This window comes from Natronococcus occultus SP4, from assembly GCF_000328685.1.
Classification (GTDB): domain Archaea; phylum Halobacteriota; class Halobacteria; order Halobacteriales; family Natrialbaceae; genus Natronococcus; species Natronococcus occultus.
This window is the reverse complement of record NC_019974.1, coordinates 1,993,686-2,013,234: the sequence shown is the minus strand read 5'-3', so window position 1 is coordinate 2,013,234 and position 19,549 is coordinate 1,993,686. Positions and strand designations below refer to the sequence as shown.

The window sequence follows — 19,549 nt, the reverse complement described above, 5'->3', positions numbered from 1 at the left end:
GCGGTCCAAAAACAGCGATTCGAGAGTCCTCGAGAGCGGCTACACGTCGTGGAGCAGCCGCGCGCGACACTCCGGACAGTACTGGAAGATGCTCTCCTCGGTGTCGGGAGCGAGGTCGGTGACGACGTCGCCGATCTGGTCCTCGATCGCGTCGGCGGTCGCCTCGCTGGTGAACTCCTGGCCGCAGCCGGCACACGACAGCATCGAGCCCTCGTACACCCGCTCCCAGGCGGGGTCCGGCTCCGTCGCCTTGTTCTCCGGCAGCAGCGACAGGTCGAGCCCGTCCTTGACGCTGATGACGCCCTCGACGCAGACGTCCTCGCAGAGCCCGCAGTTGACACAGCGCTCGTGGTTGAAATCGAGGCCGTTCTCCGTGCGCCGGAGCGCGTCGGTCGGACAGTAGCTCGTACAGGTCGGGGTCAGCGTACAGCCGTCCGCGACGTCGACGATCCCGAAGTCCTTCAGCCCGCGGATCACCTCCCGCTCGGGCTCGACGTGGTCGAGGATCGCCCGGACGCTCTCGAGGGTCCAGCCGTGGCTGTCGAACGGTGGATTCTCCCGCCCGGGGTCGTCGATCTCGCCCGTCGCCTCGTGCTCGCCGGCGGGGATCGGCGACGCCTCGAGTTCCGTGACGGCGAACTCGGAGAGCTCCTCGACGAACGCCTCGGGCTCGTCGGGGTTGGGCGCGAAGAAGGAGACTCGCTCGCCCAGTCCCAGATCGGTCGTCGCCCGGTTGACCCGCTCGACGAGCTCGGCTTTCGGATCCGGGCCGGAGTGGAGACAGCTCCCGCCGCAGCCGACGATCGCGACGCCGTCGGCGCCGGCCGCCAGCGCGTGGAGGACGTGGGCCTCGCCGACGGTGTCGGTGCAGTTGACCGAGACGGGCAGGATCGGGGGATACTCGAGATCGGCCCGCCCCGCGGCCGCCAGTCGGCCGTACTCCTGGAGCGCGTTCTGGGCGCGCTCCGAACAGACGAACGCGATCATCGGCGTCTCGATGCTCGCGCTCGAACCCCCGAGGAGTCCGCTGACGAACCCGCCGTCGTCGCCCGTCGGCGCCAGCAGCGCCTCGACCTCGCGGGCGAGGCGCTCGTTGCTCGGCTCCTGGAGCTGGGTCGCACCGGTCGGACAGGCGCTGGTACAGGCCCCGCAGTTCTGGCAGCTGTCGAGGTGGAACTCGACCTCGTCGATCGCGGCCCGCTCGACCGCGTCGTGGGGACAGGCCTCGACGCACTCGTTACAGCCCATCTCGCCGGACGTCCCGGCGGCACAGACCTCCATCTCCAGATCCAGGAAGTCGATCCCCTCGAACCCGCCGAGCAGCCGTTCGACCTCGTTGACCGTCGCCGCGTCGACCGGGCCCGTGTGGTAGCCCCGCTGGCCGCCGATCGGCCCCTCCCCCTCGGGGTAGATCACCTGATCGCACTCGATCGTCCGCTCGACGCCCTCCATCTCGATGGCGTCGGTCGGACAGACCGTCACCCACTCCCCGACCGGGGCCTCGGGATCGATGTCGACCGGGTAGCGGGTCACCATCCCGTCGGGCCCCTCGTGGACGCATTTCATACAGGAGATGCAGTCGTCGGTCACGAGCGCCTCGACGGTCAGCTCGAACTCGCCGTACTTGCCGTCGACGTCGACGACGCGGCCCCGCTCGACGTCGACGTCCTCGAGGTCGGCGTCGGCGGTCGCCAGCTCCTCGCCGTTCGCGAGCAGCGTCACGTCCGCGGAGTCGGCGATCGCCGCGGCCGTGCTCGGATCGCCGACGACGACCACCTCGTAACCGGCCCGGTGAATGCTCGACCGCGGCCGTCGGTCGGCCTCCTGGCCGGCGGTGGCCGCGTTGACCAGCCGCGAGGTCTTGGCGGTCGCGGCCTCGCGCTCGTGGACCCACCCCGCTCCCTCGCGCTGATCGACGAACTCGACGTTGTCGGCCCGGAGCCCCTGTCGCTCGGCCGCGGCCTCGATTTTCTCCTGGGCTTTCGCCTCGGGACAGGTGACGACCATCTCGTCGAGTTCGTACTCCTCTATTACCTGTTCGAACGCCTCGAGCTTGTCCTGGCAGAGCAGCTGCGAGCTCGCAGCAACCTCGACGTCCTCGATCCCCTCCCGCGCCTCCTCGAGATCGATATCGCAGGTCCCAGCACAGGAACAGACAAACGCACCCTCGTTCATCGCACGCAGGTAGCAATGGCTCGGTTGTAAAACTGTCGCGACGAAAAGCTCCGACGAACGGGCAGTTTCGGGCCGTCAGTCAGGGTCGGATCCGACCCTGACTCGAGGAGCGAACGGGCGGCGCGACGCTCCGTCGCGAGGACGGACGTCGATCAGGTGATCAGTTCCGCGCTGTCGGCCGAGATGTCGACGACGACGTCCTGGCGGGTCCGCTCGTTGATCTGATCGAGGTTCCGGGTCAACACCTCGAGGATGTCCGCCGGCTCGGGGTAGACCAGGACGCTCTCGTCTTCGTCCTCGATCACGAGCTGGGTGTCCCGCAGCGTGATCGTGTCGTCCTCGATCCCTGCGACGTTGATCGGCAGCTCCTCGGAGCCGCCGACGTCGCCGGCCTCGACCTTGGTGATGTACACCGCGTCCAGCGAGATGAGATCCTTGTACTCGCGGATCGCCTCGGCACAATCGACCATGTCCTTCGTGATCGCGGTCTTCTGTTCGTTCCCGTGCTCCCCGGTGTAGCAGTGTTTGCACACCCGCAGTTCCATCCGCATACGCGTCGGTTGGCGGCGAGTCGGTATGACGATTACGAACTGCGACCTCGCGGGCTCGTCGGTCCCGCGATGTCGGGCGGTAAATCGTTACAGCACTCCGCCTCAGAGGTCGAACTTCCGCGCCGCGGTCTCCATGTCCTTGTCGCCCCGCCCCGAGAGGTTCACGAGGATCGTCTCGTGGGCGCCGTCCTCGGCGAGCTCGATCGCGCGGGCGACCGCGTGGCTCGACTCGAGCGCCGGAATGATCCCCTCGGTCTCGCTCAGCTCCCGGAACGCCGCCAGCGCCGCGTCGTCGGTGACGCCGGTGTACTCACAGCGGCCGACGGCCCGGAACATGGCGTGTTCGGGACCGACGCCGGGGTAGTCCAGCCCCGCCGAGACGGAGTGGACCTCGACGTCGTCCTCGAGGACGCGGGTCCGCATCCCGTGGAGGGTGTCGTCGGTGCCGCTGGTCAGTGGCGCCGCGTGGCGCGGCGAGTCGCTGCCCTCGCCGCCGCCCTCGGCGCCGTAGAAGGCGACGTCGTCCTCACGGAAGGCGTGGAAGAGCCCGATGGCGTTCGACCCCCCGCCGACGCAGGCGACCGCGGCGTCGGGCAGCTCCCCCGTTCGCTCGTGGAACTGCTCGCGGGCCTCCTCGCCGATCACGCTCTGGAAGTCCCGGACCATCCGCGGGAACGGGTCCGGCCCGACGACGCTGCCGACCAGGTAGTGAGTGTCGGCGACGTTCTCGGCGAAGTCCTCCAGGGCGACGTCGACGGCCTCGGCGAGACCCGCGTCCCCGCGCGTGACTTCGTTGACCTCGGCGCCCAGCAGCCGCATTCGGAACACGTTCATCTCCTGGCGGGCGACGTCCTTCTCGCCCATGTAGATCTCCGTCTCGAGGTCCAGCAGGGCCCCCGCCATCGCCGTCGCGACGCCGTGTTGACCCGCCCCGGTTTCGGCGATCAGTCGCTCACGGCCCGACCGTTTCGCGAGCAGCGCCTGGCCTAGCACGTTGTTGATCTTGTGGGCGCCGCCGTGGAGCAGGTCCTCGCGCTTGAGGTAGATCTCGGCGCCGTAGCGCTCGCTCAGGCTCCGGGCGTGGTACAGCGGGGTCGGCCGCCCCGCGAAGTCCTCGAGGTGGTCCCGCAGGTCGGCCTGGAACTCCGCGGTCGAACCGACCTCGTCGTAGGCGGTCGCGAGCTTCTCGAGTGGGTCGCGAAGCGGTTCCGGAACGTGTCTCCCCCCGTAGCCCTCGAACTCTCCGTCGGACATGACCGACCGTTTCTCGGTGACGGTAAAGTAAGTTCCGCGGCCTGGTGGTCAGTCGTCCGCGTCCGTGGACCCCTCGCCGAAGCTGCCTCGCTCGCGCATCATCGAGGTGCCCCGTTTGACCCACCGGCGGCGGTAGAAGACGACGCCGAGGTAGGCGACCCGGAAGGCGAAATCGAGGACGACGGCGACGTAGGCGGCGACGACGCCGTAGCCGAGGACGACGCCGACGACGTAGGTGAAGCCAAGCAGGAAGACGAAGGTGCCGATGACCCGGGAGACAAAGGGGACGACCGTCTCGCTGCCGCCCCGCAGCGAGCCCGACAGCGTGAGGTAGGCGGCGATCAGCAACGCGGCGACGGCGTAGGCCTGGGCGAAGCCGCTGGCGTAGCCGACCGTCGCCGGATCCCGGGTGAACACGAGGACGAACTCCTCGGCGAAGAAAAACAACAGCGTACAGAGAGCGCCGATAGTGAGGGTGCTCAGGGCCGTCGCGGCCAGCCCGTTGTAGTAGGCGGTCGCCCCCTCGCCCCGGCCGAGCGACTGGCCAACCATGATGTTCGCCGCGACGCCGTACCCCCGCGCGAGCGGCGAGGCGATCTGCTGGTACATCCGACGGCCGACGTGGTAGGCGGCGTTGACCTCGGTGCCGAACGCGAGCAAGATTGCGTTGAACGGAAACTCGGCGATCATCTCCGTGACGCCCTCGGCGATCCGTGGCCAGCTGATCAGGACCAGCTGCTTGGTGATGACCAGCTGTTCGGGCACCACGTACCGGATCTCGCTCCGAGGTGTAGCGAGAATCGCGAGGAACGCGGTCGCGCCGAGCGTGTCCGCGACCGCCGTCGCGATGGCGATCCCGATTATCCCGAGCTCCGGCAGCGGGCCGAGCCCGAACGCCAGCCCGATCGTCGCGAGGATGTTGAGCGCATTGACGACGCCGTTGACGTACATCGGCGTCTTGGTGTCGCCGGTGCCCTGGATCGAGCGAGCCGCGATGAAGTTGACGTGGATCGCGGGCGCCGAGAGCATGATTACCATGAGGTAGACGCTGCCGTACTCGACGACGGCCGCCATCGTCCCCTCGTCGGTGAGCGCACCCAGCACCGAGATCGCGTACTCGTTGAGTAACAGCCCGAAGAGCATAAACGGGATCCCGCCGAGGATCCCGATCAGCAGCGCCTGCGAGACCGCCTCGTCGCGGTTCGCGGTGGCGTCGGCGCTCGTGTCCTGGCTCGAGAGCGCGATCGCGCCGTCGCCGATACCGATCCCGAACCGCAGCGGAAAGCGAGCGTAGATGTCCGCGAGGCCGACCGCCGCGACCGCCGCGGGGGAGAAAAAGCCCGCGACGATCAGGTCGGTCGTCCGCATCAGCGTCCGCAACACCTGCTCGGCCATCACGGGCCAGGAGAGGCCGAACACGCGCTTCCAGACCCGCCAGAACCGGCGGTTCGACAGGGAGAACAGAACGACGAACACGGTCGACGTTCTCCCGGTCGCCGATTAAGGGTTGAGTTGGCGGAAACGTAGCCCGGTTGGGGGCCGGTATCACTACCCGCTCGAGGGTCGGCGTCTCTCGCTCGGAGCGCCCCGGCCCGCGGCGGTCGATCCTGCCGGCCACAGTACTATCCACCGCTCCGTCGTATCCCGACTAACTGATGATCCACGATGGCCGACGATTGATCCCGCTACGGACGCCGGGACTGGTGCGACGGGTCGAGGTGGGCGATCGATGAGACTCTCACGGCTGTTCGCCGACGAGGAGTCGACTCCCTACGGGCTGCCGAACTTCGACTCGACGACCGCCTTCGTCCGGGCGGCCGCCAGCTACCTGCGGGGCGAGCAGTTCCCGCGGCTGGGGATGATCCACCCCAAACTGGCGCCGCTCGCAAAGCGGGTCAACGGTCTCTCCAGGGAGACCCGCGCCAAGATCTACACGACGGGCGGAGCCAACGAGGGGATCGACCCCGACGACCTCGGCGAGATCGACGTCGAGCGCTTCCGGGAGTGGGTCGTCGATCAGTACCCCGAACGGGGGTACCCCGCGGTAATCGTCGGCTCGAGCAACGGCGCGGCGGTACATCTCGCGGCCCTGCTGGGAGTGCCGTTTCTCCCCCAGACGTTCCTCCTGCCGATCCGACGGTCGATGGGCGCTGACGAGATCCGCGAGGACGTCGCGTGGGGCGCCGAGCACGCCCCCGACTTCCTCGAGAACAACCCCGACGTCTCGCTGGCCCAGATGCACGACCCGAACCAGGACCGGCTGATGGTCCGGAAGCTAGCGTACTTCCGGGTCAAGTCCCGTCGGCTCGGCGAGGCCTACGAGGAGTTTCTCGACACCGTCCTCGAGCCCGGCGGCACGATCATCTCGCTGGAGTGTGAGTACGACTGGCCGGTGGTAGACGTCGGCGACCGCCACACCTTCCAGCTGGGTGGTTGTGGCGGACTGGCGCCCGAGGAGTACTACGAGGGCAGCGAGACGGTCGCCGAGTTCCTTCGCCTGCAGGGCACGGACCGACGCGAGTGGGACGTTCCCGAACCCGATCGACGGGCACCGGAGGCTGAGTGGGGGTTCGACCCGGCCTTACGCGAGGACCTCGAGCGCGCCGCTGACGAACGCGACTACGAACTCCGGCGGCTCGCGTTCGACGACCCGCGGGAGCTGAGCCCGTTCGTCGCCGACCGCTACCGGGATCGCTACGCCGCCCGCGACCGTTCCGTCGAGCGGCTGCTCGTCCAGTCGTTCGCGCTGGTCGAGCCCTGGTGGACGCTGCGGACGGGGTCGGTCCCCTACTGGACCGCCTTCAACACCCGCTCGGACGTCGCACACCTCGAGGACTACCTCGAGCGCAGCGACCCCTACGACGAGATCCGCTCGACGCTGTTCTCCCACGGGATGGAGTCGGCGGGGCTGGCCTCAATCGGGGAGTGGAAGCGAGTCCTCTCGCGCGCTCGCGACGAGCACGGGTTCGTCGGTGTCGACGAGGACGAGTTCCCCTACGACGTCGAGACCCAGGTCCGGTACCACGACGACCTGCCCGACGAGATCGACGCCCGCCACCCCCACCCGCCGGCGATGGCGTTCGACCGGTTCGAGTCGATCGCCGAGGACGTCGCCGAGGAGTACGGGCTCGCGTGGGACCGCGTCGACTGAGGCCTCAGTCCGCCGAGATCGAACAGCTGCCCTCGTAGGCGACGTCCTCGACCGAGTCGATCTCGGGATCGTCGCTACAGACCGGACACTCGGGGTTCGCGAGAACGTCGACCGACTCGAAGGTCATCCCCATCGCGTCGTACATCAGGAGCCGTCCCTCGAGGAGGTCGCCCTTCCCGAGGAGGTACTTGACGACCTCGGTGGCCTGGATACAGCCCACGGTCCCCGGGAGCACGCCGAGGACGCCGGTGGTCGCACAGTCGGGGACGGTGCCGGGCTCGGGTGCCTCGGGGAAGATGCAGCGATAACAGGGCGGGTCCTCGTCGTCGCCGCGGTCGTTCGTGAACGTCGTCACCTGCCCCTCGAAGCGGTAGATCGCTCCGTGGGAGAGCGGCGTTTCGGTGAGCACGCAGTGGTCGTTGAGCAGGTACCGGGTGCCGAAGTTGTCGCTGGCGTCGAGGACGATGTCGTACCCGCTCGTTAGCTCGGCGACGTTCTCGGCGGTGATGCGGGTCTCGTGGGTCTCGACGTCGACGTCGGGGTTCAGCGCTTCGACGTAGTCGGCCGCGCTGTCGACTTTCGGTCGATCGACGTCGCCGTCGCCGTGGACGATCTGGCGCTGCAGGTTCGAGCGTTCGACGACGTCGTCGTCGACGATCCCCAGACGGCCGATCCCGGCGGCCGTGAGGTACTGGATCGCCGGCGATCCCAACCCCCCGGCGCCGACGACGAGGACGCTGCCTTCGAGCAGTCGCTGTTGGCCCTCGGGACCGATCTCGTCCATGATGACGTGTCTCGAGTAGCGATCGAGCTGCGTCGCGTCCAGGCGGAGCTCGCTCATACCGGTCGTTCGGGCGAGAGCGAGAAAAGTTCGCGGGTCGGGAACCGGTTCGGCGGAGCCGGCAGAGTACTGCGGGAACCATGGCCTTTAATACCACGTCCGCCCATGCCATGTGTATGGCAACCTCACCCAATGATGCCGGTGACGATGTCTTCGATGAATTCCTTACGGACCGCGGTCACACGGTAGAGCGAGTGGGGTGGGAGCAGGAGTATAACAAAAAGCAGTGTCCCGACTGCGGCGGCCTCCACGAGGAGGGGGCCAGCTCCTGTACCGTCTGCGGGTGGACGCCGGCCCGGTAGCTCGAGTCGGAGCTACCGGATTTCGGCTCACCGCTGTTTTTGGGGCTAACCCACGTCACTTATGGGTATTGCGACCCTGAACAGCTACAATGGCTACTACGGAGACGAAGGTCACCCGGTTGTTCGGTGGACCGGGGAGCGGGAAGACGACCGCACTGCTCGATCACGTCGAAGAGATCCTCGAGCAGGATGGGGTGACGTTCCGGGACATTCTCGTCGTTTCGTACACGCGAGCGGCCGCACAGGAGGTTCGGGAGCGACTGGCCGAGCGGCTCGGGGAGAGCCCGCGCGCGCTGCAGGGTAACGTCTGTACGATGCACGCGAAGGCCTATGAGCTACTGGACCTCTCTCGAAGCGACGTCATCGGCGAGTCCGACAAGGAGGAGTTCTGTGACGAGTACGGTATCGAGTACGAGGACGAGTACTCGGGTGCGGGCCGTCGAACCGCCCGATCGACGACGATCGGGAACAAGGTCATCGCCACCAGCCAGTGGCTCCAGCGGACCAGCCGCGAGGTTTCTGACTGGTACGACGTCCCCTTCCAGTGGGACGACGAGGAGGTTCGCCTCCCCCCTGAGATCGACGACCGCGCCCAGGAGGGCAACAAGTACACGCCAACCTGGCCCTCCGACGACGACCGGATCGACGTCCCCGAGGCGATCCGCGCCTGGCGCAGCTACAAGGGCGAGCAGGGAAAGATCGGCTTCGCCGACATGCTCGAGCGCGTCAAGCAGCGCTCGCTGCTACCGGACGTCGACTACCTGGTGATCGACGAGTTTCAGGACATCACCACGCTGCAGTACGACGTCTACGACGAGTGGAAACCCCACATGGACCAGGTGCTGATCGCCGGCGACGACGACCAGGTCGTCTACTCCTGGCAGGGCGCCGATCCTGCTTTGCTGCTCGAGGAGGAAGTCGACGAGGACGTCATCCTGCCGAACTCCTACCGGCTCCCCTCGAACGTCCTCAACGCCGTCAACCAGGAGATCCGCCACATCGAGACGCGCCAGGATAAGGACCTCAAACCCCGCAAGGAGGGCGGTTCGGTCGAGGCCCGCGCGAACGCCTCGATGCTCGACGTCGTCCGGATGGTCCGGCGCACTCTCGTCGAGGGCGACGGGACGATCATGCTGTTGTTCCGTGCCCGGTACCAGATGTTCCAGTTCATCGACGAGTTCATCACCGAGGGGGTGCCGTTCCGGTCGCTGACCGACCAGCGGATGTGGACCGATCGGCTCACCCAGTACGTCCGGGCCGTCGAGGCGATCGACGACGGCGAGGACGTCACCGGGCTCCAGGCCCGCCGGCTCGCCGATATGCTCCAGGAGTCTGCGTTCGGCACGAACGACCGCGACGACCTCTTCGACGAGATCGACGAGCGCCAGGAGGAGGCGGGCGTCGAGGACCTCGAGGAGCTTGCGGTTCCCGCCGCGGTCATCGAGGACCACGCGCCGTTCATGCCCGGTCCTGCCTCCGCGGGTGATATGGTCCGGAAGGTGACGAACTTCCAGAAAAAGAGCATCCGCTCGTACTTCAACATCGGCGAGTACCAGGGGATGGACACCGACCGGGTCCGCGTCGGCACCATCCACTCCGCGAAGGGGCGCGAGGCCGACCACGTCTTCATCGGTACCGACCTCACTGAGAAGGTCGTCGAGCAGATGGTCGCGACCGTCGACGACCCGACCGACGTCCCCGGCTGCGAGGAGTTCACCAAGACGACCTCGCCGGTTCCCGTGCTGACCGACAACGAACGCCGGGTCTTCTACGTCGGGATGTCCCGGGCCCGCGAGCGACTGTACATCCTCGAGAACCTCGTCGACGGTGCCCCGACGCTGCCGATCGACGTCCTGCTCACCAATCAGCTGACCGAGATGTCCCTCGAGGAGCTGCTCGAGCAGGCCCAGGCGCCCGTCGACGACCCCGACGAGCTCGAAGCCGAAGCGCCGTGACCGGCGACTCGCCCCTCGAGCCCGCCATCGCCGACGTCCTCGCACGCGAGGACGCGACCGCGTTCGTCGCCGTCGGTTCGGCCCGCCAGCCGACGCTGCGGTACTGTCGGCCGGAACTCGACGACGGCCGTCACGCCGTCGCCTTCGACGGCCGCGAGTGGCGGGTCCGCTCGGCGACCGACCCCGGCGCGGCTCCTGCCAGCGAGCTGGCCGACGTCCTCGCCACCGACGGGCTCTCGGGGACAGTGCTGACGCCGGCTCGCATCCCCCACGACGCCGCGCTCTACCTCGAGGACGCCGGGTTCTCGCTTTCCTCGACCGACGTCGTCGCCCGCGGGAGAGCGACGAAGACGGACGCCGAGCGCGCGCGGATCGAGGACGCACAGGCGGCTGCGGGCGCCGGACTCCGGCGGGGGGCCGCCGCGCTCGCGACCGCCGAGGTCGTCGACGGCCGACTCGGCCTCGAGGACGAGGCCCTGACCGCCGAGCGACTCCGGATCGCGATCGACGAGGCGATCGTCGCCGCGGGCGGGTTCCCCGACGGCAACACGACGGTCTCGACCCCCGGCGACGGCCCCGTCCGTCCGGGCGAGCCGGTCGTCCTCGAGGCCGCGCCACGGGAGCCGTCGGGCTACCACGGCGTCCTCGCTCGGACCTTCGTTCGGGACGGCGAGGGCGGGAGCGAACGCCGCGCCCACGTCGGTATCACCCGCTCGTTCCGTTCGGCCGCGGCGATGCTGACGGCCGACGCACAGTCGGTTACTGCCGTCGAGGCCGATCTCGAGGCGGAAGTGCGTGCGTTCGGATTCGAGGACGGGATCCACACCCGCGTCGCGGGCGTCGGTCTCGAACCCGTCGAACGTCCGCGCCACGGCTCGGCGACGGTCGAGTCGGACGCGGTCGCCAGACTCGACGTCGGCGTCGATCTCGCAGACGGACGGATCCGACTGACGGAGCTGGTTGCGGTCGGCGACGACGTCGACCGCCTGGGATCGATCCCGCGATCGCTCGATCCGGAAGCGGCCGTCGCGGACTAGACTCCTGGTATATATGTTTGGGGGCTGCACTTTCATCCCCTCCCAACGTGTGTAGTGATCGCTCTTATTGACGTGTCGTTCGTCTCCCTCATATGGGAACAGTGACGGCGTCCGAATCAACTAATATTCTTCTCGTCGAGGACAATCCCGGCGACGTCACTCTCGTTCGGGAGGCGTTCGACGAGGTCGCCGATGACGTGCGCATCGACACCGTGCCCGACGGTGACGAGGCGATGCGCGTGCTCTCGGAGCGTCGGGAAACGGGTACCCTTCCCGACATCCTGCTGCTCGATCTCAACGTTCCGGGGATGCACGGTCTCGAACTCCTCGAATCACTCCAGAAGAGCCCCGAACTGACGGCGATTCCGGTCATCGTCCTCACCTGCTCGGACGACGAAACCGACATCGCCGAGAGCTACAACCGCCGCGCGAACGCCTATCTCACCAAACCGGACAGCTCCGACGGGTTCGTTTCGCTCGCGCAAGCCGTCGACGAGTTCTGGCTGAGAACCGCAAAACTGCCGACTGCACCGGCGGTCTAGGCGCCGTCGATCGATTCCGACTCGACCGGACCGCGGATTTCGGACGCGTCCGTCTCGTGGGACTACTTCTCGGTCGTCTCCTCGCCGTCGCTTCGCACCGCTCCGGCGATCCGTTTCGCGACGACGGCGGGAACGTCGGAGGGAAGCGTGAGCCACCGTTTGACGAGGACGAGTGCGACCGCCAGCCCGATCAGGATCGCACCGACGGCCGTCTCGCCACGCACCAGAAGCAACTCGAGTCCAGCGAGTGCGGCCGGGAGCGCGAGGACGAGGACGGCCGCCAGCTTGATCGTGTCGATGACGCCGGCCATGGAGGTCGCCTACGAAGGGGCCCCTCAAAAACGCGGCGGCTGCCGTGCCGTCACGGATTCGAGACGCATCCGCGATCCGGAGCGGTTTTATCCGTCGGCTCGGACGTTCGGATATGTTCACGGGAATCGTCGAGGAGACCGGAACGATCGTCTCCCGGACCCGGACCGAGGACGGGCTCCGGCTCCGAATCGGCGCCGACGAGGTCGCGATCGGACTCGAGCACGGCCAGAGCATCAGCGTCAGCGGGGTCTGTCTCACGGTCGAGCGGTTCGAGAACGGGGAGTGGTTCGAGGTCTTCCTCGCGACCGAGACCGTCGAGCGAACGTATCTGGGGGGTCTCGAGGAGGGTGACGCGGTCAACGTCGAGCGGGCGATGCCCGCGGACGGTCGCTTCGACGGTCACGTCGTCCAGGGCCACGTCGACGCGGTGGCGACGGTTCGGGACGTCGAAGCCGTCGATGAGGATTGGTACTTCGAGTTCGAGCTGCCGGCAGGGTACGAGCGCTACGTCGTCGAGAAGGGGTCGATCACGCTCGACGGGATCAGCCTCACCGTCGCCGAGTTGACGGCCGACGGCCGGGTGACAGTCGCGATCATCCCGACGACCTACGAACTGACGACCCTCTCGGAGAAAGAACCCGGGGATCCGGTCCACCTCGAGGTCGACGTCCTCGCGAAGTACGTGGAACGGCTGCTCGAGGCGCGCTTCGAGTAGGTCGTCACCGACTGGGGGGATCGAACTCGGTCAGTTCGGCCGGGGGAACTTCGTCGGAATCGCCCCGAACGTTGCGGTAGGTCCGGCGGTAGCGGGCGATCTTTCTGTAGAGGTAGTAGCCCACCGCGAGGTCGAAGACGATCACGTACGCCAGGAAGGCGAGTCCGAATCCGATCGGGTACAGCGAGGCGACGACGTCGGGGACGATACTGACCGTCACGTTGTAGGTGCCGTGGACGAACGCGGCGATCAGCAGCCCCTTCAGAACGATCGGGCCGGCGTGCTCGCGGTTGAACTTCGCCAGTCCGAGGAAGTAGCCCGCGATCGCCGAGTAGATGACGTGACCGGGGCCGACCAGGGCCCGCTGGGTCGCGATGTCGGTCGCGGCGGTGAGCGTACCGACCTGGGCCTCCGCGACGGTACCCGTGATGTAGATCGTGTTCTCGATGGCGGCGAAGCCGAGTCCGGCGATCGCCCCGTAGACGGCGCCGTCGATGACGGCGTCGAAGGTATCGCTCCGGAACGCGAAGATCCGGACCGCCAGGAGCTTCACCGCCTCCTCGACGGGGCCGACGATCAGGTAGAAAAAGAGGACCGTTCCGATCGCGCCGAACAGCTGGAAGTAGGGTCTGGTAACGGAGTTGACGACGGCCGCGAACGTCGCGAACAGGATCGCCAGGATGAACGTCGCCACGAGTAAGCCGAGCGGTTCGTTCGTCGTGATGTCCGAGTACCAGATGAACGCCGCGAGCAGGGCCGCCGGTACCACCGAGAGCCCGAAAAAGAAGGCGAGCCACGGATCGTCGATGACGAGCACGCCCGGCTGGACGAGCAGGAAGGCCGTGATCGCGAGCGCGACCCCGATGACGATCGCCTGGAATCCGTACGCGATCCCGTTGTACGCCGCGACCGAGAACCGATCGAGCGCGTTCCGTGGCTCCCAGGTCGAGACATCGTGCAAATCCCTCGACTCGTCGTCGGCCCGTTCGATCGGGTCCCGCCGTCGTTTCATGCGGAACCGTACTCCACCCTTCCCGGTAATAGTTCGGCACGCGATCGATCGTCGCCTCTTCCTAGTATGATATGAGTTCTCATGTTAGGTATTAGGATCGAGCTTATGTGTACACGATAGTGAGAACAGGTCACGATGTACAACGCAAGCCGCGGTATCCTCTACACCGCCCCGCCGGCTCCCGAGGACGAGGCCGACGAGTCGAACGAGGACGCAACCGAGTCGTCGACGTCCGCGAGCGCCGCCGACGCCGCGAGTCCGGCCGAAACCGGGCTCGCCGCCGACGACTGACGAACCGAACGCACAAAGGGCCGCCCTGCTAACGCTTTGCCATGCACTTCGATCAGCGAACGCAGCGAGCGCTTCGCGAAGTCGGCCTCGCGACCGCCGAGCTGCAGGCCGCCTCCGAGGCCGTCGTCGCGGCCGTCGAGGAGGACGCCGACGCTCTCGAATCGTTCTTCGACGCTCACGAGACGGTGTACTCGGATATGGAGATGGCCCACTCGAGCGCCGACTACCCCGAACACACGGTCGATGCGCTGGATCTGACGACCCACGCCGACGAGATGCGTGGCTGGCTGCGGTTCGACAGCTGGGGCGTCTACGTCGAGGACGGCCGCGTCCTCTCGGACGGCTCGGTGGAGCTGACGCTCGGGCCGACGGTCCACGACCGGGTCCGGTTCGCGCCCGATCGCGAGACGCTGCGGTGATCGCCGTGTTCGCGATCGCTCCACCGCTTGCGCGTTTCGAGGGCTCCTCGCTACCGACGGAGGGCCGACGATGACGACCGCGCGCGTTCGTGGTATCTACGCGACGGCACTGACGCGACTGCTGAACGACGACGGGGTCGAGGTCGTCCAGGCCTCCGAGCCGATCCGCGAGCGCTTCGAGGACTCCTTTGTGGCCGCGCCGGCGGATGTCTCGCTGGAGACCACCCGCGACCGACAGGGCGTCGAGCTGTCGGGCGACCCCGACGCCGTCGCGTCCGTTGCCCCACGGCTCGCGGAGCTGGCGATCGATACGTTCCGCTGGGACGACAGCGTCCCCCGCGGCGCGGTCTTCGACGCCGAGGTCCGCGAGGCCGACGGCGGGGGCGGCGCCGTCCTCGATCTGGGCGACGGCCGCCGGGGCTACCTCGCGTACGACGACGCCGACGACTACGTTGACGCGGGCGACCGCTACCGCGTGCAGGTTCGCGAGCCGACCCCGCCCTGGGACGACGACCATCCGCGGGTCGCCCCGGCGCTCGAGGCCGAGGGCGGGCTCTGTACGCTCTCGCAGGCCCGCAGTGGCGTCTCTGCGAGCCTATCCGGCGAGCGGGCCGAGGAGCTGGTCGGGATGACCGACCTCCTCTCGGTCGACGTCCCCGAGGGATGGGGAGTGCGCTGGCATCGTCCGGCCGCCGACGCGGACCTCGAGGCGATGGGCACAGCCCTCGAGGACGCGGTCGGTCGGGCTCACGAGCTCGAGGCGGCGCTTTCCGACGCCCCGGAAACGCCGGGCGAACCGGGTCGGCTGGCGGTTCCCGAACGGACCGTCTGGCTCTGGTTCGGCCGGGAGTCGCGGCTCGCGCTCGACGACCACCGTCGCACCGTCGAATCGACGATGCCGGGACACCACCGGACCAAGGCCGCCGACCGGGCCGCGAGCGCCGCCGTCGACTTCGCGGAGGCGGTCTGCGGTGTGGACGGATTCGACGGCGAATTTCCCTTCGACGCGGTCTCCCGGCAGTTCGGCCCTCTCGAGGGCGACCGCCTCGAGATCGGGCACGGCAAACCCGACGGGCGCCTGATCTCGCTGGGTTACGGCGACGTCACCGACCGGGATCCCGAAGGGACGATCACCCTCGAGCGCTCGATGCGCGGGGGCGGCACCTACGACGCCCTCGGCGTCCCCAAGGAATCGGGCGACGTCGCAGTGACGAAGTTCCGAGAGGGCCGGTGGTGGTACCCGACGACCTACAGAAGCGAGGAGGGAACGGCGAAGGGGACCTACGTCAACGTCTGTACGCCCCTCGAGCTGTTTCCGGACTGCGTGCGGTACGTCGACCTCTACGTCGACGTGATCCGCACTCCCGACGGCGCAGTCGAGATCGTCGACCGGGAGGAGCTCGAGGACGCGATCGACGACGGGCTCGTCGCGGCGCCGCTTGGTGAGAAGGCCCTCGGCGTCGCCGAGGCCGTCGAGCGAGCGCTCTCGAACTGAGGATCAGTCGTTCGCGACCGTCGGCTCGTACCGACGGGCGTCCGTGTCGTCGACCCGCGTGAACAGCGTCGCGAGGACGGAGCCGGAGACGTTGTGCCAGACGCTGAACAGCGCCGGGATCAGCGCGGCGAGAGGGTCGAAGAACGCGACCGCGAGCGCGGCCGCGAGCCCGCTGTTCTGGAGGCCGACCTCGAACGCGCAGGCGCGGGACCGCTCTGCAGGCATCCCGGCCAGGGAGCCGACGCCGTAGCCGCCGACCAGCCCGAGTCCGTTGTGGACGACGACCGCGAGGACGACGATCGCGCTCGCGGCGCGGATCTCGCCGACGTTGAGCGCGACGATCGCTGCGACGATCACGACGATCGTGAGCGCGCTGATCGCTGGAAACACCGAAAGGCCGACCCGGGCGACCGACGGCGCCGTCCGCTCGAGCAGATACCGCAGTCCCAGCCCGGCGACGATGGGCAGCAGGACGATCAGGACGATCTCGCTGGCCATCGCGGCGAACGTGACGGTGATCGACTCCCCGGCGAGGACGACGATCCAGGCGGGCATCACGATCGGCGCCGCGACGCTCGTCACCGACGTGATCGTCACCGAGAGCGCGACGTCGCCGCGGCCGAGGTAGGTCATCACGTTCGAGGCGGTTCCGCCGGGCGCGGCACCGACTAGCACCAGCCCGATCCCGAGCTCCCAGGGAACGCCGAGCCCGGCGACGAGCGCGTAGGCAAGCAGGGGCATCACTGTCCACTGGGCGGCCGCGCCGACGAACACGTCCCGCGGCCGCTCGGCGATCCGCCGGAAGTCCTCGAGGGTCAGGGTCAGCCCCATCCCGAGCATGACGACCCCCAGCAGCGGCGAGATGTAGTCCCCGATCGGGACGAACGCCGACGGCGCGTACAGCGCGAGGGCCGAGCCGAGCAGCACCCAGACGACGAGGTACGTGCTGGTGAACCGACCGATCCGCTCGAGAAGCGCGATCGACATCACCGGCAGCTCATCCCCCGCAGGATCGCTGTACCCATACCGGCTGTGGACGCCTCCCACACAACAAACTACCTCTCCGGGCCGTCCTCACAGCGCCCGGTCGTGCTCGCTCTCGAACTCCCGCTGGCGGCGGTACTGTTCGACGAATTCGCCGACGTCGAACTCGAGCATCTGTCGTTCGAACTCCGAGACGGCGGTGTCGTCCTCGGCGTGGCTGATCGCGTGTTCCATCAGCTCGACGACGAGCTCGACGACGATCTCGTGTAGCCGTCGGGCGTCGAAGTCAGTGACCCACAGCATCGAGTAGCCGACCGCGCCGTCGTCGCTCGCGTCGTGGGTGGCGACGTCCTCCGGGAACTCCTCCATGACGACCCCGAGCAGGTGCGGCGTGCCGAACTCCTCGAACTCGTCGTCGGTCTCGATCAGCTCCTGGAGGACGACCACGAACGACTCGGGGAAAAAGCGTGAGGGCGGGTGGACGTCCGTGACGACGGCGTGGGTCTCGTCGCAGGAACAGGTGTACTCGCGCATGCCGAGGTCGATCTCGTGGGGGTCGAGCGAGTTCCCACAGGGAAGCTCGAGGCGGTCGTCGGGGTCGGGACCCGGGACGCGGGGCTCTGCCATTGCTCCCGATTGGCGCGGCGACAGTAAAAGGTCGGCGCCTCAGAGGTCCGATCCGCCGAACCGGTAGTAGCCGATCGCGAGGGGAACGACCAGCCACAGCCCGAGGACGACGATTCCGATCTCGGGACTGGCGTAGAACGGCTCCGCGTCGGCGGCGCTCACCTCGACGCTGGCGCCCGTTTGGGCGGGTTCTGCGCCGACGGCGTCGGCGAGGTCGGGCAGTAGCGCCGCGATCGTCGAGAAGTACGCCGAGGAGGGCGAGAGCTGCGTGACGGTAAACACCCAGTCCGGAATCGTCGCCGGGAACGAGAACCCCTCGACGACGTACAACACCGCCATCGGAACGACGTCCCACAGGAGCTCGAAGACGACGAAGAAGCCAAGCGCCAGCGTCGTCGCGCGCGAGGTCGACCCCGTCGTTGCCGAGATGCCGACGACGATCGTCGCGTACACCGCTGCGAACGCCAGCGTAGCCAGCACGAACACCACCACTGCGCCGGCCTCGATCTCGCCGAGCAGCGCGGCGCCGAAGCCGAGCCCGACCACAAGGCCGACGCCGAGCCCGAACGCGAGGACGCCGGCTCGTCCGAGGACCTTCCCGGCGAAGACCTGCCCGCGGGTGGTCGGCAAGGAGAGCAGGAGCTTGATACTGCCGAGCTCGCGCTCGCCCGCGAGGGACTTGTAGCAGACGACGATCGCGGCGATCGGGACGAACAGGCTGATGAGCCCGACCGTAAAGAAGAGCAGCCCGCCGAACGTCGCTCCCGCCGGCGAGCCGAACAGCTCGGGGACCTCCACGTAGGCGTACGTGGAGACGAGCGAGAGCGCGACGAAGACGACGACGAGCGCCCACAGCGCCCGCGACTGGACGGCGTCGCGGAAGTCCTTCTTCGCGACGGTAAGCCAGGTCACGCCTCGACCTCCTGGTCCTCGTTGGTGTAGCGGACGAACAGGTCCTCGAGCGAGGACTCGACGACCGAGAAGTCCTGTACCGACGCGACGCGATCGATCGCGTGCAGGGTGGCGAACTTCGAGACGCCGTCGGCCGCGACGCGAAGCCGACCGTCGTCGATCGACGCGCTGGCAACCCCCTCGAGTCCTCGGATGCGCTCGAGGACGTCCTCGTTCAGTTCGGAAACGTAGACGTACAGCGTCTCGCCGGTCTCGGTCGAGTCCCGGAGGCCGTCGATCGTGTCGACGGCGACGAGTTGGCCGCGGTCGATGATCGCGACGCGGTCGCAGACGGCCTCGACCTGTTCCATGACGTGACTCGAGAAGAAGACGGTCGTCCCGCGGTCGTTCTCCTCGCGGATGATCTCGCGCATCTCGCGGGCGCCGTTGGGATCCAGCCCCGTCGAGGGTTCGTCGAGAACCAGCAGGTCGGGATCGCCCACCAGGGCCATCGCCAGTACGAGCCGCTGGCGCATCCCTTTCGAGTAGCCGCCCGCCTTCCGGTCGGCAGCGTCGGCGATCCGGACTCGCTCGAGCAGCGCGTCGGGATCGTCGTCGACGTCTTTCATTTCGAGCGCGAACGCGACGTGCTGGCGACCAGTCAGTCGGTCGTAGACGTGGTAGCCGTCGGGAAGGACGCCCGTTCGGCTGCGGACGGTCCGGCCGTCCGCCTGGGCGTCGTGGCCCAGCACGGTCGCCGTTCCGTCGGTCGGACGGATGAAATCCAGCAGGACGTCGATCGTCGTCGACTTGCCCGCCCCGTTCGGACCCAGGAAGCCGAAGATTTCGCCCTCCTCGACCGTCAGGTCGAGTCCGTCGACGGCGACGATGTCGCCGAACCGCTTCGTCAGGCCCTCGAGTTCAATCGCCGCCACGTTCGCCCTCCCGCAACACCATCACACTGCCGAGCGAGACGGGGTACATGGGCGATCGTA

General features: G+C 67.9%; 20 protein-coding genes. 9 read left to right on the top strand and 11 right to left on the bottom strand.

Features of this window, described 5'->3' with window-relative positions; all coding sequences use genetic code 11:
- Positions 1 to 39: 39 nt before the first annotated feature.
- From NATOC_RS10005 to NATOC_RS09990, 4 genes are all read right to left on the bottom strand, one after another.
- Entirely contained in the window at positions 40 to 2,175 is a 2,136-nt protein-coding gene (locus NATOC_RS10005) for a hydrogenase iron-sulfur subunit (protein WP_015321321.1), read from the bottom strand.
- A gap of 152 nt (positions 2,176 to 2,327) precedes the next feature.
- Positions 2,328 to 2,726, bottom strand: coding sequence for a hypothetical protein (locus NATOC_RS10000; protein WP_015321320.1), 399 nt, complete (start codon positions 2,724 to 2,726; stop codon positions 2,328 to 2,330).
- 102 nt (positions 2,727 to 2,828) lie between these two features.
- Positions 2,829 to 3,980: a tryptophan synthase subunit beta gene (gene trpB, locus NATOC_RS09995; protein WP_015321319.1), complete on the bottom strand. Its 1,152-nt coding sequence runs from the start codon at positions 3,978 to 3,980 to the stop codon at positions 2,829 to 2,831.
- Between the two features lie 48 nt (positions 3,981 to 4,028).
- Positions 4,029 to 5,456 carry an MATE family efflux transporter gene (locus NATOC_RS09990; protein ID WP_015321318.1) on the bottom strand — a complete coding sequence of 476 codons (1,428 nt, stop codon included), beginning with the start codon at positions 5,454 to 5,456 and terminating at the stop codon, positions 4,029 to 4,031.
- Between the two features lie 253 nt (positions 5,457 to 5,709).
- Between NATOC_RS09990 and NATOC_RS09985 the strand changes: the two genes are divergently transcribed.
- Positions 5,710 to 7,131, top strand: coding sequence for a hypothetical protein (locus tag NATOC_RS09985; RefSeq protein ID WP_015321317.1), 1,422 nt, complete (start codon positions 5,710 to 5,712; stop codon positions 7,129 to 7,131).
- A gap of 4 nt (positions 7,132 to 7,135) precedes the next feature.
- Here the strand turns inward: NATOC_RS09985 and ubaA are convergent, their stop codons facing one another.
- Positions 7,136 to 7,972 (bottom strand): SAMP-activating enzyme E1, encoded by an 837-nt coding sequence (gene ubaA, locus NATOC_RS09980; RefSeq protein WP_015321316.1) that lies wholly within the window; start codon positions 7,970 to 7,972, stop codon positions 7,136 to 7,138.
- Between the two features lie 116 nt (positions 7,973 to 8,088).
- Here ubaA and NATOC_RS09975 point away from each other — a divergent pair, with 116 nt between their 5' ends.
- The 4 genes from NATOC_RS09975 to NATOC_RS09960 all read left to right on the top strand — a co-directional run bounded on the left by NATOC_RS09975 (position 8,089) and on the right by NATOC_RS09960 (position 11,808).
- A complete protein-coding gene (locus tag NATOC_RS09975) occupies positions 8,089 to 8,274 on the top strand; it encodes an HVO_0416 family zinc finger protein (protein WP_049888913.1) in 186 nt (61 codons plus the stop codon).
- An 89-nt stretch (positions 8,275 to 8,363) separates the two neighbouring features.
- Positions 8,364 to 10,229, top strand: coding sequence for a UvrD-helicase domain-containing protein (locus NATOC_RS09970; RefSeq protein WP_015321314.1), 1,866 nt, complete (start codon positions 8,364 to 8,366; stop codon positions 10,227 to 10,229).
- Complete coding sequence (locus NATOC_RS09965) at positions 10,226 to 11,266, top strand: M24 family metallopeptidase (protein WP_015321313.1); 1,041 nt, start codon at positions 10,226 to 10,228, stop codon at positions 11,264 to 11,266. Before NATOC_RS09970 ends, NATOC_RS09965 begins: the two co-directional genes overlap by 4 nt.
- Positions 11,267 to 11,358: 92 nt before the next feature.
- Positions 11,359 to 11,808, top strand: coding sequence for a response regulator (locus NATOC_RS09960; protein WP_015321312.1), 450 nt, complete (start codon positions 11,359 to 11,361; stop codon positions 11,806 to 11,808).
- A gap of 62 nt (positions 11,809 to 11,870) precedes the next feature.
- On the opposite strand, the gene NATOC_RS09955 is transcribed toward NATOC_RS09960, so the two are convergent.
- Entirely contained in the window at positions 11,871 to 12,119 is a 249-nt protein-coding gene (locus tag NATOC_RS09955) for a DUF7533 family protein (protein WP_015321311.1), read from the bottom strand.
- A 113-nt stretch (positions 12,120 to 12,232) separates the two neighbouring features.
- Between NATOC_RS09955 and NATOC_RS09950 the strand changes: the two genes are divergently transcribed.
- On the top strand, positions 12,233 to 12,835 hold the full coding sequence (locus NATOC_RS09950) for a riboflavin synthase (RefSeq protein WP_015321310.1): 603 nt from the start codon (positions 12,233 to 12,235) through the stop codon (positions 12,833 to 12,835).
- Positions 12,836 to 12,839: 4 nt separating this feature from the next.
- Here NATOC_RS09950 and NATOC_RS09945 read toward each other — a convergent pair whose 3' ends face one another.
- Complete coding sequence (locus NATOC_RS09945) at positions 12,840 to 13,847, bottom strand: PrsW family intramembrane metalloprotease (protein WP_015321309.1); 1,008 nt, start codon at positions 13,845 to 13,847, stop codon at positions 12,840 to 12,842.
- A 135-nt stretch (positions 13,848 to 13,982) separates the two neighbouring features.
- Here NATOC_RS09945 and NATOC_RS21835 point away from each other — a divergent pair, with 135 nt between their 5' ends.
- The 3 genes from NATOC_RS21835 (at position 13,983) to NATOC_RS09935 (ending at position 16,052) form a co-directional block, all read left to right on the top strand.
- Positions 13,983 to 14,138, top strand: coding sequence for a hypothetical protein (locus tag NATOC_RS21835; RefSeq protein WP_015321308.1), 156 nt, complete (start codon positions 13,983 to 13,985; stop codon positions 14,136 to 14,138).
- A 41-nt stretch (positions 14,139 to 14,179) separates the two neighbouring features.
- The gene (locus tag NATOC_RS09940) at positions 14,180 to 14,557 is read left to right on the top strand and encodes a DUF7532 family protein (protein WP_015321307.1); all 378 of its coding nucleotides are present in this window, start codon (positions 14,180 to 14,182) and stop codon (positions 14,555 to 14,557) included.
- A gap of 70 nt (positions 14,558 to 14,627) precedes the next feature.
- Positions 14,628 to 16,052 carry a DUF402 domain-containing protein gene (locus tag NATOC_RS09935; protein WP_015321306.1) on the top strand — a complete coding sequence of 475 codons (1,425 nt, stop codon included), beginning with the start codon at positions 14,628 to 14,630 and terminating at the stop codon, positions 16,050 to 16,052.
- 3 nt (positions 16,053 to 16,055) lie between these two features.
- Here NATOC_RS09935 and NATOC_RS09930 read toward each other — a convergent pair whose 3' ends face one another.
- The 4 genes from NATOC_RS09930 to NATOC_RS09915 form a co-directional block, all read right to left on the bottom strand.
- A complete protein-coding gene (locus NATOC_RS09930) occupies positions 16,056 to 17,039 on the bottom strand; it encodes a bile acid:sodium symporter family protein (protein WP_015321305.1) in 984 nt (327 codons plus the stop codon).
- 87 nt (positions 17,040 to 17,126) lie between these two features.
- Complete coding sequence (locus tag NATOC_RS09925) at positions 17,127 to 17,663, bottom strand: DUF5815 family protein (RefSeq protein ID WP_015321304.1); 537 nt, start codon at positions 17,661 to 17,663, stop codon at positions 17,127 to 17,129.
- A 39-nt stretch (positions 17,664 to 17,702) separates the two neighbouring features.
- Positions 17,703 to 18,575 (bottom strand): ABC transporter permease subunit, encoded by an 873-nt coding sequence (locus NATOC_RS09920; RefSeq protein ID WP_015321303.1) that lies wholly within the window; start codon positions 18,573 to 18,575, stop codon positions 17,703 to 17,705.
- Positions 18,572 to 19,489, bottom strand: coding sequence for an ABC transporter ATP-binding protein (locus NATOC_RS09915; RefSeq protein WP_015321302.1), 918 nt, complete (start codon positions 19,487 to 19,489; stop codon positions 18,572 to 18,574). Before NATOC_RS09915 ends, NATOC_RS09920 begins: the two co-directional genes overlap by 4 nt.
- Positions 19,490 to 19,549 lie beyond the last annotated feature (60 nt).